At 72.1% G+C, this 12,680-nt stretch carries 10 protein-coding genes and 2 pseudogenes; 7 read left to right on the top strand and 5 right to left on the bottom strand.

Features of this window, described 5'->3' with window-relative positions:
- The first annotated feature begins 17 nt into the window (after positions 1 to 17).
- Positions 18 to 653: an MBL fold metallo-hydrolase gene (locus ACF1GV_RS08850; protein ID WP_391679371.1), complete on the top strand. Its 636-nt coding sequence runs from the start codon at positions 18 to 20 to the stop codon at positions 651 to 653.
- A 52-nt stretch (positions 654 to 705) separates the two neighbouring features.
- Entirely contained in the window at positions 706 to 1,485 is a 780-nt protein-coding gene (locus tag ACF1GV_RS08845) for an exodeoxyribonuclease III (protein ID WP_391679370.1), read from the top strand.
- 43 nt (positions 1,486 to 1,528) lie between these two features.
- Here ACF1GV_RS08845 and ACF1GV_RS08840 read toward each other — a convergent pair whose 3' ends face one another.
- Positions 1,529 to 3,292, bottom strand: coding sequence for a GDSL-type esterase/lipase family protein (locus tag ACF1GV_RS08840; RefSeq protein ID WP_391679368.1), 1,764 nt, complete (start codon positions 3,290 to 3,292; stop codon positions 1,529 to 1,531).
- A 205-nt stretch (positions 3,293 to 3,497) separates the two neighbouring features.
- Here ACF1GV_RS08840 and ACF1GV_RS08835 point away from each other — a divergent pair, with 205 nt between their 5' ends.
- Both ACF1GV_RS08835 and ACF1GV_RS08830 read left to right on the top strand, forming a co-directional pair.
- Entirely contained in the window at positions 3,498 to 3,917 is a 420-nt protein-coding gene (locus ACF1GV_RS08835; RefSeq protein ID WP_391679365.1) for a DUF6278 family protein, read from the top strand.
- Positions 3,918 to 4,064: 147 nt separating this feature from the next.
- On the top strand, positions 4,065 to 4,808 hold the full coding sequence (locus tag ACF1GV_RS08830) for an amino acid ABC transporter ATP-binding protein (RefSeq protein ID WP_391679362.1): 744 nt from the start codon (positions 4,065 to 4,067) through the stop codon (positions 4,806 to 4,808).
- Between the two features lie 372 nt (positions 4,809 to 5,180).
- On the opposite strand, the pseudogene ACF1GV_RS08825 reads toward ACF1GV_RS08830, so the two are convergent.
- A pseudogene (locus ACF1GV_RS08825) lies at positions 5,181 to 5,609 on the bottom strand (hypothetical protein); the annotation flags it as partial.
- A 95-nt stretch (positions 5,610 to 5,704) separates the two neighbouring features.
- Here ACF1GV_RS08825 and ACF1GV_RS08820 point away from each other — a divergent pair.
- Entirely contained in the window at positions 5,705 to 6,700 is a 996-nt protein-coding gene (locus tag ACF1GV_RS08820) for a transposase (protein ID WP_391679642.1), read from the top strand.
- Here the strand turns inward: ACF1GV_RS08820 and ACF1GV_RS08815 are convergent.
- A pseudogene (locus tag ACF1GV_RS08815) lies at positions 6,582 to 6,935 on the bottom strand (hypothetical protein); the annotation flags it as partial. The gene ACF1GV_RS08820 and the pseudogene ACF1GV_RS08815 sit on opposite strands and share 119 nt — an antisense overlap.
- A 78-nt stretch (positions 6,936 to 7,013) precedes the next feature.
- Here ACF1GV_RS08815 and ggt point away from each other — a divergent pair.
- Positions 7,014 to 8,813 carry a gamma-glutamyltransferase gene (ggt, locus tag ACF1GV_RS08810; RefSeq protein ID WP_391679360.1) on the top strand — a complete coding sequence of 600 codons (1,800 nt, stop codon included), beginning with the start codon at positions 7,014 to 7,016 and terminating at the stop codon, positions 8,811 to 8,813.
- A 9-nt stretch (positions 8,814 to 8,822) separates the two neighbouring features.
- On the opposite strand, the gene ACF1GV_RS08805 is transcribed toward ggt, so the two are convergent.
- A complete protein-coding gene (locus tag ACF1GV_RS08805; RefSeq protein WP_391679357.1) occupies positions 8,823 to 11,357 on the bottom strand; it encodes an ATP-dependent Clp protease ATP-binding subunit in 2,535 nt (844 codons plus the stop codon).
- A 205-nt stretch (positions 11,358 to 11,562) separates the two neighbouring features.
- Positions 11,563 to 12,330: a type I methionyl aminopeptidase gene (map, locus tag ACF1GV_RS08800; RefSeq protein ID WP_391679354.1), complete on the bottom strand. Its 768-nt coding sequence runs from the start codon at positions 12,328 to 12,330 to the stop codon at positions 11,563 to 11,565.
- Positions 12,331 to 12,363: 33 nt separating this feature from the next.
- Here map and ACF1GV_RS08795 point away from each other — a divergent pair, with 33 nt between their 5' ends.
- Complete coding sequence (locus ACF1GV_RS08795) at positions 12,364 to 12,630, top strand: helix-turn-helix domain-containing protein (protein ID WP_391679351.1); 267 nt, start codon at positions 12,364 to 12,366, stop codon at positions 12,628 to 12,630.
- Positions 12,631 to 12,680 lie beyond the last annotated feature (50 nt).

The raw sequence follows: 12,680 nt of genomic DNA, 5'->3' as shown, positions 1-12,680 counted from the left end.
CATGCAGGATGGGACGCATGAAGCTCACGAAGATGTCGCATGCCTGTGTCCGCCTGGAGAAGGGCGGCCGGACCCTCGTCCTGGACCCCGGCGGTTTCAGCGAGGAGGACGCCGCGCTCGGCGCGGACGCCGTCCTGGTCACGCACGAGCACCCGGACCACTTCGACGAGGGACGGCTGCGGGCCGCGCTGGAGCACAACCCCGCCGCCGAGATCTGGACCCTGCGCTCGGTCGCCGAGCGGATCTCCGCGGCCTTCCCGGGCCGTGTGCACACCGTCGGCCACGGCGACACCTTCACCGCCGCCGGCTTCGACGTGCAGGTCCACGGCGAGCTGCACGCCGTGATCCACCCGGACATCCCGCGCATCACCAACGTCGGCTATCTCATCGACGACGGCACCGTCTTCCACCCCGGCGACGCGCTCACCGTCCCCGGCCGCCGAGTCGAGACGCTGATGCTGCCGGTCATGGCCCCCTGGAACAAGATCTCCGAGGTCATCGACTACGTCCGCGAGGTGAAACCGCAACGCGCCTACGACATACACGACGCCCTCCTCACCGACCTCGCCCGCCCGATCTACGACCGCCAGATCGGCGCCCTCGGCGGCACGGACCACCGGCGGCTGACCCCCGGGGACTGCACCGACGTCTAGGACCGACCCGGGCGGGATCGCGTTGTCAGTGCCGCCGGGTAGGTTGTGAGGCATGCGCATCGCGACCTGGAACGTGAACTCGATCACCGCCCGCCTTCCGAGGCTGCTGACCTGGCTGGAGAGCAGCGGCACCGACGTGCTCTGCCTGCAGGAGGCCAAGGTCGCCGAGGAGCAGTTCCCCGTCGAGCAGCTGCGCGAGCTGGGATACGAGGCGGCGGTGCACGCCACCGGCCGGTGGAACGGCGTGGCGGTGCTCTCCCGCGTCGGCATCGAGGACGTGGTCAAGGGCCTGCCCGGCGACCCCGGTTTCGACGGCGGGGTCGAGCCGCGCGCGATCTCCGCGACCTGCGGCCCGGTCCGCGTGTGGTCGGTGTACGTGCCGAACGGCCGCGAGGTGGAGCACCCGCACTACGCGTACAAGCTTCAGTGGCTGGAGGCCCTCAGAGCCGCCGTCGCCGGTGACGCCCAGGGTGGTCGCCCCTTCGCGGTGCTGGGCGACTACAACATCGCGCCGACCGACGACGACGTCTTCGACGCGGCCGCCTTCGAGGGCTCCACCCACGTCACCCCGGCGGAGCGCGCCGCGCTCGCCTCCCTGCGCGAGGCCGGGCTGAACGACGTGGTGCCGCGCCCGCTGAAGTACGAGCACCCGTTCACCTACTGGGACTACCGCCAGCTCTGCTTCCCCAAGAACCGCGGCATGCGCATCGACCTGGTCTACGGCAACGAGCCGTTCGCCAAGGCCGTCAAGGACGCCTACGTCGACCGGGAGGAGCGCAAGGGCAAGGGCGCCTCGGACCACGCGCCGGTCGTCGTCGACCTGGACGTCTAGGTCGGGTCGTTCGGATCCTCCCGGCCGAGCGAGGGGCCCTGGCTCACAGCAGCCGCAGGTCCACGGACTCGCCCAGCGCGGCCAGCCCCGCGTCCCCGGGGTGCAGGTGGTCGCCGCTGTCGTAGGCGGCCGGCATCCGCGCCGGGTGCGCGGGGTCGCGGATCACGGCGTCGAAGTCCAGTACCCCGTCGAAGGCGCCGGTGGAGCGGATCCAGGCGTTCACCGCCGTCCGCTCGGTGTCCACGGAGGCCGGGCACCGTGCGTGGCCCCCGCAGGGCAGGATGGTCGCGCCGAGGACGCGCAGCCCGCGGGCGTGGGCCCGGTCGGCGATCGTGCGCAGCCCGTCGATCAGCGGTGCGGCCGTGACACCGTCCAGCAGGTCGTTGACGCCCTCGAAGACGACGAGCGTGCGCACACCGGTCTGCGCGAACACGTCCCGGTCCAGCCGGTGCAGGGCGCTCACCCCGGACTGCTCGGCCGAGACGCCGTCGCCGGGGTAGCGGTCGGTCAGCACCCGGTTGCCTGAGATGCCCTGATTCAGCACGCCGTAGCGCGGCACGGCACTCTGCCTCCGCAGGCGCGCGGCCAGGGCATCGGGCCATCGCCGGTTCGTGTCGGGCGTCGAACGGTCTCCGTCGGTGATCGAGTCGCCGAGGGTGACCACCGCCCCGGGCCCGCCGCCGACGTCCACCCCGGTCAGCAGCGGCCGGCTGGTCAGGGTCGCGGTGTAGGCGGCCGGGGAGGCGTCCGCGGTGTGGTCGCCCGGCTCGCTCAGATACGACCGCTGCTGCCCGAGCCGGTGCACGGGCGCCGCCGTCACCGGACCCGGCAGATGGAAGCTGACCAGCAAATCGGCCCCGGCCGGCACGGCGAAGTCCAGCGGATCGCTGACCGCCTGGGCCCCCGCCGGGATCATCACCCCGGCCGCCCCGTCGAAGGACAGGGCCACCGGCGCCGCCGCGGGCACCGCCCCCGCTGCTCCCGGCGCCCGCAGCGCCACCGTCGCCGCGCCGATGCGCACCGGCGCCCCCGCGAAGGTGTTGTCGAAGCGCAGACGCACCCGGGGACCGCCCGCCGAGGTGTGCACGACCAGCCGCAGTGTGCGGTCCGTCCACGGGCCGACGGCCGGACAGCCGCCGGTCGGCGCGGCCCAGCTGCCGGTCCAGCCCGGCGCGTGCGAGCGCACCGACATCGCGAATACGTGCAGCCCCGGCGCGACGGGCAGCCGTACCGCCGCCACGGCGCGTCCCGGGGTGAGCGGTACCGTCACGACGTACAGCCGGGCCTGGCGGGCGAGCCGGCCGCCGGGCGTGTTGACGTGCGGGAGCGCGACCGCCTTCGTGGCGGGCGGGCCGGTGCGCCAGGAGGGCGCGGTGAGCGCGTACGGGGCGGACGTGCCGTCCGTGTAGCGGACCGTGCCCGTCCCGCCCGTGGCGTCCCCGGCCGTCCCCGCCACCAGGAAGGCCAGCGCGTCACCATGCCCCGACAGGCGCACCCACTGCCCGGCGGACCGTACGTTGTCCGCCTCGCCCGGTGCCCGCCGCGGCCACGTCAGCCGCGCGCCCTGCACGGTCAGCGTCCGGCCCGGTGTCCAGCCGGCGGCCGCGAGATCCTGCGCCGACAGGGAGGCCCCCGCACCGTCGAAGTCCGCGCCGCCGGGCCGGGAGTCGTCGCTGACCGCGGCATTGTCGTACAGCCGCTCCAGCGGCAGCGGCACGGTGTCCGCCGCCGGGACCGCGGCGGCCGGCAGCGGTGCGGCCGTGGCCAGGACGAGAGCCGCCACCAGCCCCCCGATGCCTCGGCGCATCACCGGCACCCGCTCCTCCCGCGCTCTCCCGCTCACACGGACCCGGGCAGGTCCGCGCACCGCGAAGCTAGGAACCCGTCAGGGACCCGTCAACGCGCCATGCGCGGGCGGGGCGCGAAATGGGCCGTACGGGGCGCGTGCCCGGGTGAAAAGGAGGCCCGCGCGCCTGTGGTGCGCACGGGGGTGCGAATGCCACGCTGTCCCTATGAATCTCCCTTTTCTGGGCATCGGGCGCAGGAAGACCGATGAGGCACGGTTCACGGCGGCACCGGAGGCGGTCGCTGCGCTGCTGTCGGAGTGCGAGCTGCTGCGTTCGCAGGCCGCCGAGTCGGGTGTACGGCTCGACGACACGGCGCTCTCGCTGGAGGCGCTGGACCAGTTGGTGCCGCGCTGGCGGGACGACGCGGAGACGCTGCCCCGGCTCGGCAACGACGCGGGTCTGTACCTCGGCACGGTGGTCGTGCGCACGGTGCCCGGCGCGGTGTGGGAGATCCGCTCCGGCGGGCCGCCCGTGGTCCGGCTCGCCTCGGGGCGCGAGATCGACGTGGTGGCGGCGGGCCGGGACTGGGCCGAGAGCGGGGTCCCCGAGCTGTCGCAGCTGTACGCGGAGGTCGCCGAGGACTGACCACGAGGGATCCGAGGGTGAGGTCATGGCCCAACCTCCGGCTTAAATACGGCTTATGCCCGGAAAGTGCGTGTCGTCTCTCCGGGGGCAGAGCCGCTGGATAGGTTGCGGCAACCACGACACAGCTGAGAGTGAGTAGGGCTGCGCATGGCCGTCGAACCGTTGATCGAACTGCGGAACGTCAACAAGTACTTCGGGGAGCTGCACGTCCTGCAAGACATCGACCTCTCGGTAGGCAGGGGAGAGGTGGTCGTGGTCATCGGCCCGTCCGGGTCGGGCAAGTCGACGCTGTGCCGGGCCGTCAACCGGCTGGAGCCCATCCACTCGGGCACCATCCTGCTGGACGGGCAGCCGCTGCCCGAGGAGGGTAAGGCGCTCGCCCGGCTGCGCGCCGAGGTCGGCATGGTCTTCCAGTCCTTCAACCTCTTCGCCCACAAGACCGTGCTGCAGAACGTCTCGCTCGGCCAGGTCAAGGTACGCGGCCGCAAGAAGACCGAGGCCGACCGGCGCTCGCACGAGCTGCTCGACCGGGTCGGGGTGGCCGAACAGGCCGACAAGTACCCCGCGCAGCTCTCCGGCGGCCAGCAGCAGCGCGTCGCCATCGCCCGGGCCCTCGCCATGGACCCCAAGGTGATGCTGTTCGACGAGCCGACCTCCGCCCTCGACCCGGAGATGATCAACGAGGTGCTGGAGGTGATGCGGCAACTCGCCCGCGACGGCATGACCATGGTCGTCGTCACCCACGAGATGGGCTTCGCCCGCTCCGCCGCCAACCGCGTGGTGTTCATGGCGGACGGCCGGATCGTCGAGGACCGCCGCCCCGACGAGTTCTTCACCGACCCGCGCAGCGACCGGGCCAAGGACTTCCTCTCCAAGATCCTCAAGCACTGAGGGAGTTCAGGCCCTCGGGGCGCCGAGCCCTGCGCGGAATCGAACGAGGAGCGCTCCGCATGGTCCGTACCGCTTGTGCCCGCACGGCGGTTCTCAACTACGATGTGCCGTTCATCCCTGTGGTGACGACCGAGGCCGTACCCGCCGGTGCGGCCGCACCACGAACGCTGCTGCCGGGGGTGGGTCCCCCCACGGCCCCTCGTCCGTAGGGGGCAGCAGTACACAGGGCCATACCCGCCCGGCCGCGGCCGCAGATCACTGCTCGCGGCGGCAGCGACCCACGCCAGGGGCCGCTCGCCGCGAGGAGAAGGTCAGCCGCGCGCCGGTCGGGTTGTGCTCGTTCCGGGGACGTCTTCCCCGGCCGATACGGCGTCAGGCCTGCGCCCGGTGCGAGTTCCTCGGCGTCGACGCCGGCAGCGGGGCCAGCGCGGCCCGGGTGACGTCCGCGACCAGTTCCACCACGTCAGGACCGTACGCCTGCGAATTGACGACCTTCAGCAGCAGCACGAAGGAGTTCCTGCCGTGCTTGCGGGCGAGCCGCTCGTGGCTGCGGGCGAGGTAGCGGGTGGCGGCCTGGTTGGTGAGCGCGGTCTGGCCGCAGAAGAGGAACACCGGCCGGTCGCCGTGGCTGCCGTCCACGGTGAGCCGCGCGAGCAGCACGTACTCGACGCGGCCGGCCTCCAACCGGTAGCGCTCGGAGCCGATCTGGAAGACGCCCCGGTCCGGGCCGGGTTCGACGTCCACGTTGATCCGCACCCCGGGCAGCAGGGAGGACAGATGCGCGGCCATACGACGGTTGGATCAAGGGGCCCAGCACCCATCTTGCACTCACATTCACTACAATTGCCTGACCAGCACAAACACTCAAGGCCCCTGCTTCGGTGGGGGCCTTCGTCATGGGAGGAAGCCACGCCCGAGACCAACTGGCAGACCGAACTGCGCTGGATGACCGGTGCCTTCGCGGCCACCGACTTCCACGGGCACCCAGGGGCTGCGCACGAACCTCCAGGGCGCCCCCTGATCTTAGAGGGCGCCGCCGTCAGCGGGGCATAGGCCGCCGGGTCCGGAGCCTCGTCTCGGAAGCTCAGCTTGACCTTCGGCTCGGGACGGAAGCCACTGCCGCCCGTAGGGCGCTCAGGCGCGGCTTGTCAAAAGCCGAGGCTGAGGCCGCGGTGGACCGGGCCACGAAGCCCCATATTGAGGAGCTGGAGGGGCTGGAGAAGCTGCGCCGGGAAGCGGAAGGGCTGCAGCGGGACGCTGCCGAAGCCGTGCAGAGAATCGACAGCCTGGAACGGCTGGCCAAGGCGGCCCGGGATAATCTGCGGGGCTTGAGCGACCACGAGAAGGCCGAGCTGTTCGCGGAAATGGGCCTGGAGGCAGAGGTCATCAGCTGCCAGCCCCGCCGCAAGGGCGTGGCCTGTGCGGTGCGGGACTGGTTCGTCCGGGAGGGCCGGCAGGTGCCGATCCTGACGGACGAGGGATGGGAGCTGATCAAGCCCTTGATGGGGGGCCGCCGGTCGACCATCGACCGGCGTACGGTCACCGAGGCCCTGCTGGAGAAGGCCGTGACGGGGGAGGGCATGGCGGACATCGCGCCCCGGTACGGCGTCAACCTCAATGCCCTGCAGACGCAGTCCAACAGATGGCTGCAGGACGGCACCTGGGCCAAGGCCATGGAACTGCTGAAGGATGCCGAGACCAGGCCCGCCTGGTCGCCGGTGCCCGCGGAGATCAAGGTCACGCTGCGGCCCTTGGCTATTGAGTGCAAAGACGGTGACGGGGAACGAGCCCCTTGGAGGCCGGGCCGCCGACGCAGAACTCGGTGCGCTCCCCGAAGCCCTGACGGGCCGTGTCGTGCGGCAGCACCTGCGCGTGGGCGCGGCAGTCCTTGATCAGCGCGGCGAGTTCGAGCAGGGCGAACACGTCGTGGCGCATCACCGCCAGTTCGGGTCCGCCGGCGTTCCGGTTCACCACCAGCAGCGACTCGGAGTCGTCCGGCAGCCCTAAGAAGGCCTGCTTGCGCCTGAGTTTCCGGTTCCACAACCAGGTGCGGGACAGCCATCCCAGCGCGGCGCTGATACCGGCCGCTATCACCCCGAGGAGGATGTTGCGCACGTCGTCGTTCATGGGCGCGCATGCTACGTGACTGACGTGACCATGATGGTGGAATAGGCTGCGCGAACGGTCCCTCAACCGGAGGTGCGGATGCGTCGTCCTGTTGCCCGGAAACTGTCCGTTCTGGCGGTCTCGGCCGCCGTGGTGTCGGTGGGGGCGGCAGCACCGCCCACCGCCCACCGGGATCCCGTCCCGAAGTCACCCCTCGCCGTCGGCTACGGCGGCGCCGTCGCCAGCGTCGACGCGGACGCCTCCGCCGCCGGCATCGAGGTGCTGAAGAAGGGCGGCAACGCGGTCGACGCCGCCGTCGCCACCGCCGCCGCGCTCGGCGTCACCGAGCCCTACTCCGCCGGTATCGGCGGGGGCGGCTACTTCGTCTACTACGACGCCGAGTCGCGCACCGTGCACACCATCGACGGCCGCGAGACCGCGCCGCTGAGCGCGGATCAGAACCTGTTCACGGAGAACGGCAAGCCGCTCGCCTTCGCCGACGCCGTCAGCAGCGGACTGAGCGTCGGCACCCCGGGCACGCCCGCCACCTGGCAGGCGGCGCTGGACGCCTGGGGCAGCAAGCGGCTGGCGACCGTGCTGAAGCCCGCCGAACGGCTCGCCCGGGACGGGTTCACCGTCGACGACACCTTCCGCTCGCAGACGGCCGCCAACGAGACCCGCTTCCGCTACTTCCCGGACACCGCGAAACTGTTCCTGCCCGGCGGACAACTGCCCGCCGTCGGCTCGACGTTCAAGAACTCCGACCTCGCCGCCACCTACGCCGAACTGGCCCGCAAGGGCGTCGGCGCGATCTACCACGGCGACCTGGGCCGGGACATCGTCGACACCGTCAACCACCCGCCCGTCGACCCGGCCTCCGGCTGGAACGCGCGCCCGGGTGAGCTGTCCGCGCGGGACCTGGCGGCCTACCGTGCCAAGTACCAGGCGCCCACGAAGACGTCGTACCGCGGACTCGGTGTGTACTCCATCGCACCCTCCTCCTCCGGCGGCACCACCGTCGGCGAGGCGCTCAACATCCTGGAGAACACCGACCTGTCGAAGGCCACCGAGGCGCAGTACCTGCACCGCTACATCGAGGCGAGCCGGATCGCGTTCGCCGACCGCGGGCGCTGGGTCGGCGACCCCGCCTTCGAGGACGTACCGACGAAGGAACTGCTCTCGCAGCGGTACGCCGACTCGCGGGCCTGCCTGATCAAGGACGACGCGGTGCTCACCAGCCCCGTGCCGCCCGGCGACCCGCGCCACCCCGCCGACTGCGGCGCCCCGGGCACGGCGGCCCCGACGACGTACGAGGGCGAGAACACCACGCACCTCACCGTCGCCGACAAGTGGGGCAACGTCGTCGCCTACACGCTCACCATCGAGCAGACCGGCGGCAGCGGCATCACCGTGCCCGGCCGCGGCTTCCTGCTCAACAACGAGCTGACCGACTTCTCCTTCGCCCCGGCCAACCCGGCCGTGCACGACCCGAACCTGCCCGGACCCGGCAAGCGGCCGCGCTCGTCGATCTCCCCGACGATCGTGCTGGACCGCCACGACAAGCCGGTCGTGGCGCTCGGTTCGCCCGGCGGCGCGACCATCATCACCACCGTGCTGCAGACCCTGACCGAGTTCCTCGACCGCGGGCTGCCACTGGTCGACGCGATCGCCGCGCCGCGCGCCAGCCAGCGCAACGCCGCCCAGACGGAGCTGGAACCCGGCCTGTGGAACAGCGATCTGAGGGCGCAGCTGGAGAAGCTCGGGCACTCCTTCAAGCTCAACCCGGAGATCGGTGCCGGGACCGGCGTGCAGCGGCTGCCGGACGGCCGCTGGCTCGCCGCGGCCGAGAAGGTGCGGCGCGGCGGCGGCTCGGCGATGGTCGTCCGCCCGGCGCCGTAGCGCAAGCCGTCATAGCTCGGGGGCGGGCCGCTCCTGCGTGCGGAACGCGAGCCGCCCGTCCTCGACATCGACGGTCACCCGGCCGCCCTCGCTGATCGTGCCGTTCAGCAGCAGCCGGGAGAACTGGTTGTCGACCTCCCGCTGAATGGTGCGGCGCAGCGGCCGGGCGCCGTACTCCGGCTCGTAGCCGCGCTCGGCGAGCCAGTCCACCGCCGCGTCGGTGAAGTCCACCGAGACGCCCTGCGCCTGCACCAGCCGGCGGGTCTGCGTCAGCAGCAGCTGGGTGATCCGGCGCAGTTCGTCGCCGGTCAGCTGGCGGAAGACGACGATCTCGTCGATGCGGTTGAGGAACTCCGGCCGGAAGTGCTCGCGCAGCGGCCGCAGGATCTGCTCGCGCCGCGCCTCCTCGTCGGCCTCGGTGCCGGTCGCCCCGAAACCGATACCTGCGCCGCGCCGCGTGATGGCCTCCGAACCGAGGTTGCTGGTCATCACGATCACGGTGTTGCTGAAGTCCACCGTGCGTCCCTGCGAGTCGGTCAGCCGGCCGTCGTCCAGCACCTGCAGCAGGATGTTGAAGACATCCGGGTGCGCCTTCTCCACCTCGTCGAGCAGCAGCAGCGAGTACGGGTGCCGGCGCACCACCTCGGTGAGCTGGCCGGCCTCCTCGTGGCCGACGTACCCGGGCGGGGCGCCGACCAGCCGGGAGACGGTGTGCCGCTCCTGATACTCGCTCATGTCGAGGCGGACCATGCGGTCCTCGCTGCCGAACAGCGCCTCCGCCAGCGCCCGCGCCAGCTCCGTCTTGCCGACGCCGGTCGGGCCGAGGAAGAGGAAGGAGCCGATCGGCCGGCCCGGGGCGGACAGACCGGCGCGGTTGCGCAGGACCGCCTCGGAGACGACGCGGACGGCCTCCTCCTGCCCGACGACCCGCTCGTGCAGATGTTCCTCCAGGCCCAGCAGGCGCTCCTTCTCCTCCTGGGTGAGGCTGCTGACCGGGATGCCGGTCTGCCGGGACACCACCTGGGCGATCGCCTCCGCGGTGACCTGGAGGTTCTGCCCCTCGTCCGCCTCGCCGTCGCCGCCGGCCTCGGCGATCCGCTGCTTCAGCTCCATGATCCGGTCGCGCAGCTGCGTGGCCGTCTCGTAACTCTCGTCGGCGACCGCCTGGTCCTTGTCCCGGCTGAGCTGCTCGACCTCGCGCTCCAGGGCTCGTACGTCCGTGCCCTTGGTGCGCGCCTGGAGCCGCACGCGCGCGCCGGCCTGGTCGATCAGGTCGATCGCCTTGTCCGGCAGCCGCCGGTCGGTCAGATAGCGGTCGGACAGCTCCACGGCCGCCACCAGCGCCTCGTCGGTGTAGCGGACCTGGTGGTGAGCCTCGTAGCGGTCGCGCAGCCCGCGCAGGATCTCGATGGTGTCCGGCACGGACGGCTCCGGCACCAGGATCGGCTGGAAACGGCGGGCGAGCGCCGCGTCCTTCTCGATGCGCCGGTACTCCTCCAGCGTGGTCGCGCCGACGATGTGCAGCTCGCCGCGGGCCAGGGCGGGCTTGAGGATGTTGCCCGCGTCCATGCTGCCGCCCTCGCCGCCGCCCCCGGCGCCGACGACGGTGTGCAGCTCGTCGATGAAGACGATCAACTGGTCGGAGTGGGTGCGGATCTCCTCGACGATGTTGTTCAGCCGCTCCTCGAAGTCACCGCGGTAGCGAGTGCCCGCGACCACCCCGGTCAGATCCAGGGCGACCACCCGCCGCCCGAGGAGGATGTCCGGGACGTCGCCGTCGGCGATGCGCTCCGCGAGGCCCTCGACGATGGCGGTCTTGCCGACGCCCGCGTCGCCGATCAGCACGGGGTTGTTCTTGCCGCGCCGGGAGAGCACCTCGATCGTCTGCTCGATCTCCGTGTCGCGTCCGATCACCGGGTCGATACGGCCCTGCCGGGCCAGGTCGGTGAGGTCGCGGCCGTACTTGTCGAGGGTCGGCGTGCCCGTCGGCCGCGCCCGCTCGGACCGGGGCATCTGCGGGGCCTCCGGCGCAGGCGGCGGACCCGAGGGGGCGAAGCGGGCCGCGTTGAGGATGTGCCCGGCGGCGGAGTCCGGGTTGGCGGCGAGCGCGCTGAGCACGTGCTCCGGGCCGATGTAGCCGGCGCCGGTGGAGCGCGCCATCTCGTGCGCGTCCAGCAGCGCCCGCTTGACCGCCGGGGTGAGCGAGAGCGAGGTCGGCGCGGGCGCCTCGCCGGGTGGGTGCTGGACCGGCCCCGAGCGTTCGTCGATCTCCGAGGCCAGCGAGTCGGGGTCCGCGCCCGCACGGCTGAGCAGACTGCGGGTGGGTTCGCTGGCCAGCGCCGCTCGCAGCAGGTGTTCGGTGTCCAGATCCCGGCTGCCGTGTTCCGCGGCGTACTGTGCAGCGCCGCGCACCAGTTCCCTGGCGGGCTGACTGAGCAGACGGCCGATGTCGATCTGCCGGGGCCCCGGGCGGGGGCCACCGAAGAAGCGGGCGAGGAATTCTCCGAAGGGGTCGCCCTCCGGGCCGAGGTAGCCGCTGGTCATGGCGCTCCGTTCCTTCGCTGAGACGTACCGGAGGCGGGTAACCGGGGGTGGGGTCGGTCATGCCCACGATGGCATGTTCTGTGGGGGTGCGCCTTTCGGCTCGGGGTGTTCTCTACTCTCGCGGGTGCGGGTCCTCGGTGGTTGCCCGTGCTCGCGCGGCGGAGTTGCCTATCGATACAGCGCCGCGACCCTTGCGTACGTCATCTCACCGCTGGGTGAGGACGCGGGGTCCGCTTTCCGTGATCGCCACCGTGTGTTCCACGTGGGCTGCCCTGGTGCCGTCGTTGGTGCGCAGGGTCCAGCCGTCGGGATCCGCGTGGTAGGCGTCCGTGCCGCCGGCGATCAGCATCGGCTCGATCGCGAGGACCATGCCGTGGCGCAGCGGCAGGCCGCGGCCGGGGCGGCCCTCGTTGGGGACGCCCGGGTCCTCGTGCATACGGCGGCCGATGCCGTGTCCGCCGAAGCCGTCGGGGATGCCGTAGCCGGCGGCGCGGCACACCGTGCCGACGGCGTGGGCGATGTCGCCGATGCGGTTGCCGACGACGGCCGCGGCGATGGCGGCGTCGAGGGCCCGCTCGGCGGTCTCGATCAGCTTCAGGTCCGCCGGTCGCGGGCGGCCCACCGTGAAGCTGATCGCGGAGTCGCCGACCCAGCCGTTCAGCTCGGCGCCGAAGTCGGCGGAGAGGAGGTCGCCGTCTCGCAGGCGGTACGTCGTGGGGATGCCGTGCACGATGGCGTCGTTCACGGAGGCGCAGAGCACGGCCGGGAACGCGGTGGGCGCGAAGGAGGGCCGGTAGCCCAGGAAGGGGGATGTCGCGCCCGCCTCGCGCAGCACGTCGTGGGCGACCTCGTTCAGTTCCAGCAGGGAGACGCCGACGTCCGCGGCCTCCCGTACGGCCGTCAGGGCTCGGGCGACGACCTGGCCCGCCTCGTACATCGCATCGATCGACGTGTCCGTCTTCAGTTCCACCATGCCAATTACTATACCGGTATTAGAATGGGTGCCATGGTGCGTACCCCTCTCACACCCGAAGAGCACGAGCGCGGCGAGCGGCTCGGGCGGCTGCTGCGCGAGGCCCGCGGCGACCGCAGCATGACGCGGGTCGCGGCCGATGCCGGGATCTCGGCGGAGACGCTGCGGAAGATCGAGACCGGACGGGCCCCGACGCCGGCCTTCTTCACCGTGGCCGCGCTGGCCGGCGCGCTCGGGCTGTCCCTGGACGAGCTGGCCGCCCGGTGTGCGCAGGCGGGGGTGGACCTCGCCGCCGCCTGAGCGTCACCGTGGCCGGAGTGCGGGACTGAGGTCCCCGCACCCCGGGGGAA

Source organism: Streptomyces sp. NPDC014006 (genome assembly GCF_043088925.1).
Taxonomy (GTDB): domain Bacteria; phylum Actinomycetota; class Actinomycetes; order Streptomycetales; family Streptomycetaceae; genus Streptomyces.
This window is presented reverse-complemented; position numbering and strand designations above follow the sequence as displayed.

Excerpts from the sequence above, each read along its gene's own strand:
- ACF1GV_RS08850 (WP_391679371.1), top strand. The coding sequence starts at position 18 with ATGAAGCTCACGAAGATGTCGCATGCCTGTGTCCGCCTGGAGAAGGGC.
- ACF1GV_RS08845 (WP_391679370.1), top strand. The coding sequence starts at position 706 with ATGCGCATCGCGACCTGGAACGTGAACTCGATCACCGCCCGCCTTCCG.
- ACF1GV_RS08820 (WP_391679642.1), top strand. The coding sequence starts at position 5,705 with ATGGGAGGAAGCCACGCCCGAGACCAACTGGCAGACCGAACTGCGCTG.
- ACF1GV_RS08835 (WP_391679365.1), top strand. The coding sequence starts at position 3,498 with ATGAATCTCCCTTTTCTGGGCATCGGGCGCAGGAAGACCGATGAGGCA.
- map (WP_391679354.1), bottom strand. The coding sequence starts at position 12,330 with ATGGTGGAACTGAAGACGGACACGTCGATCGATGCGATGTACGAGGCG.
- ACF1GV_RS08795 (WP_391679351.1), top strand. The coding sequence starts at position 12,364 with ATGGTGCGTACCCCTCTCACACCCGAAGAGCACGAGCGCGGCGAGCGG.
- ggt (WP_391679360.1), top strand. The coding sequence starts at position 7,014 with ATGCGTCGTCCTGTTGCCCGGAAACTGTCCGTTCTGGCGGTCTCGGCC.
- ACF1GV_RS08830 (WP_391679362.1), top strand. The coding sequence starts at position 4,065 with ATGGCCGTCGAACCGTTGATCGAACTGCGGAACGTCAACAAGTACTTC.
- ACF1GV_RS08840 (WP_391679368.1), bottom strand. The coding sequence starts at position 3,292 with ATGCGCCGAGGCATCGGGGGGCTGGTGGCGGCTCTCGTCCTGGCCACG.
- ACF1GV_RS08805 (WP_391679357.1), bottom strand. The coding sequence starts at position 11,357 with ATGACCAGCGGCTACCTCGGCCCGGAGGGCGACCCCTTCGGAGAATTC.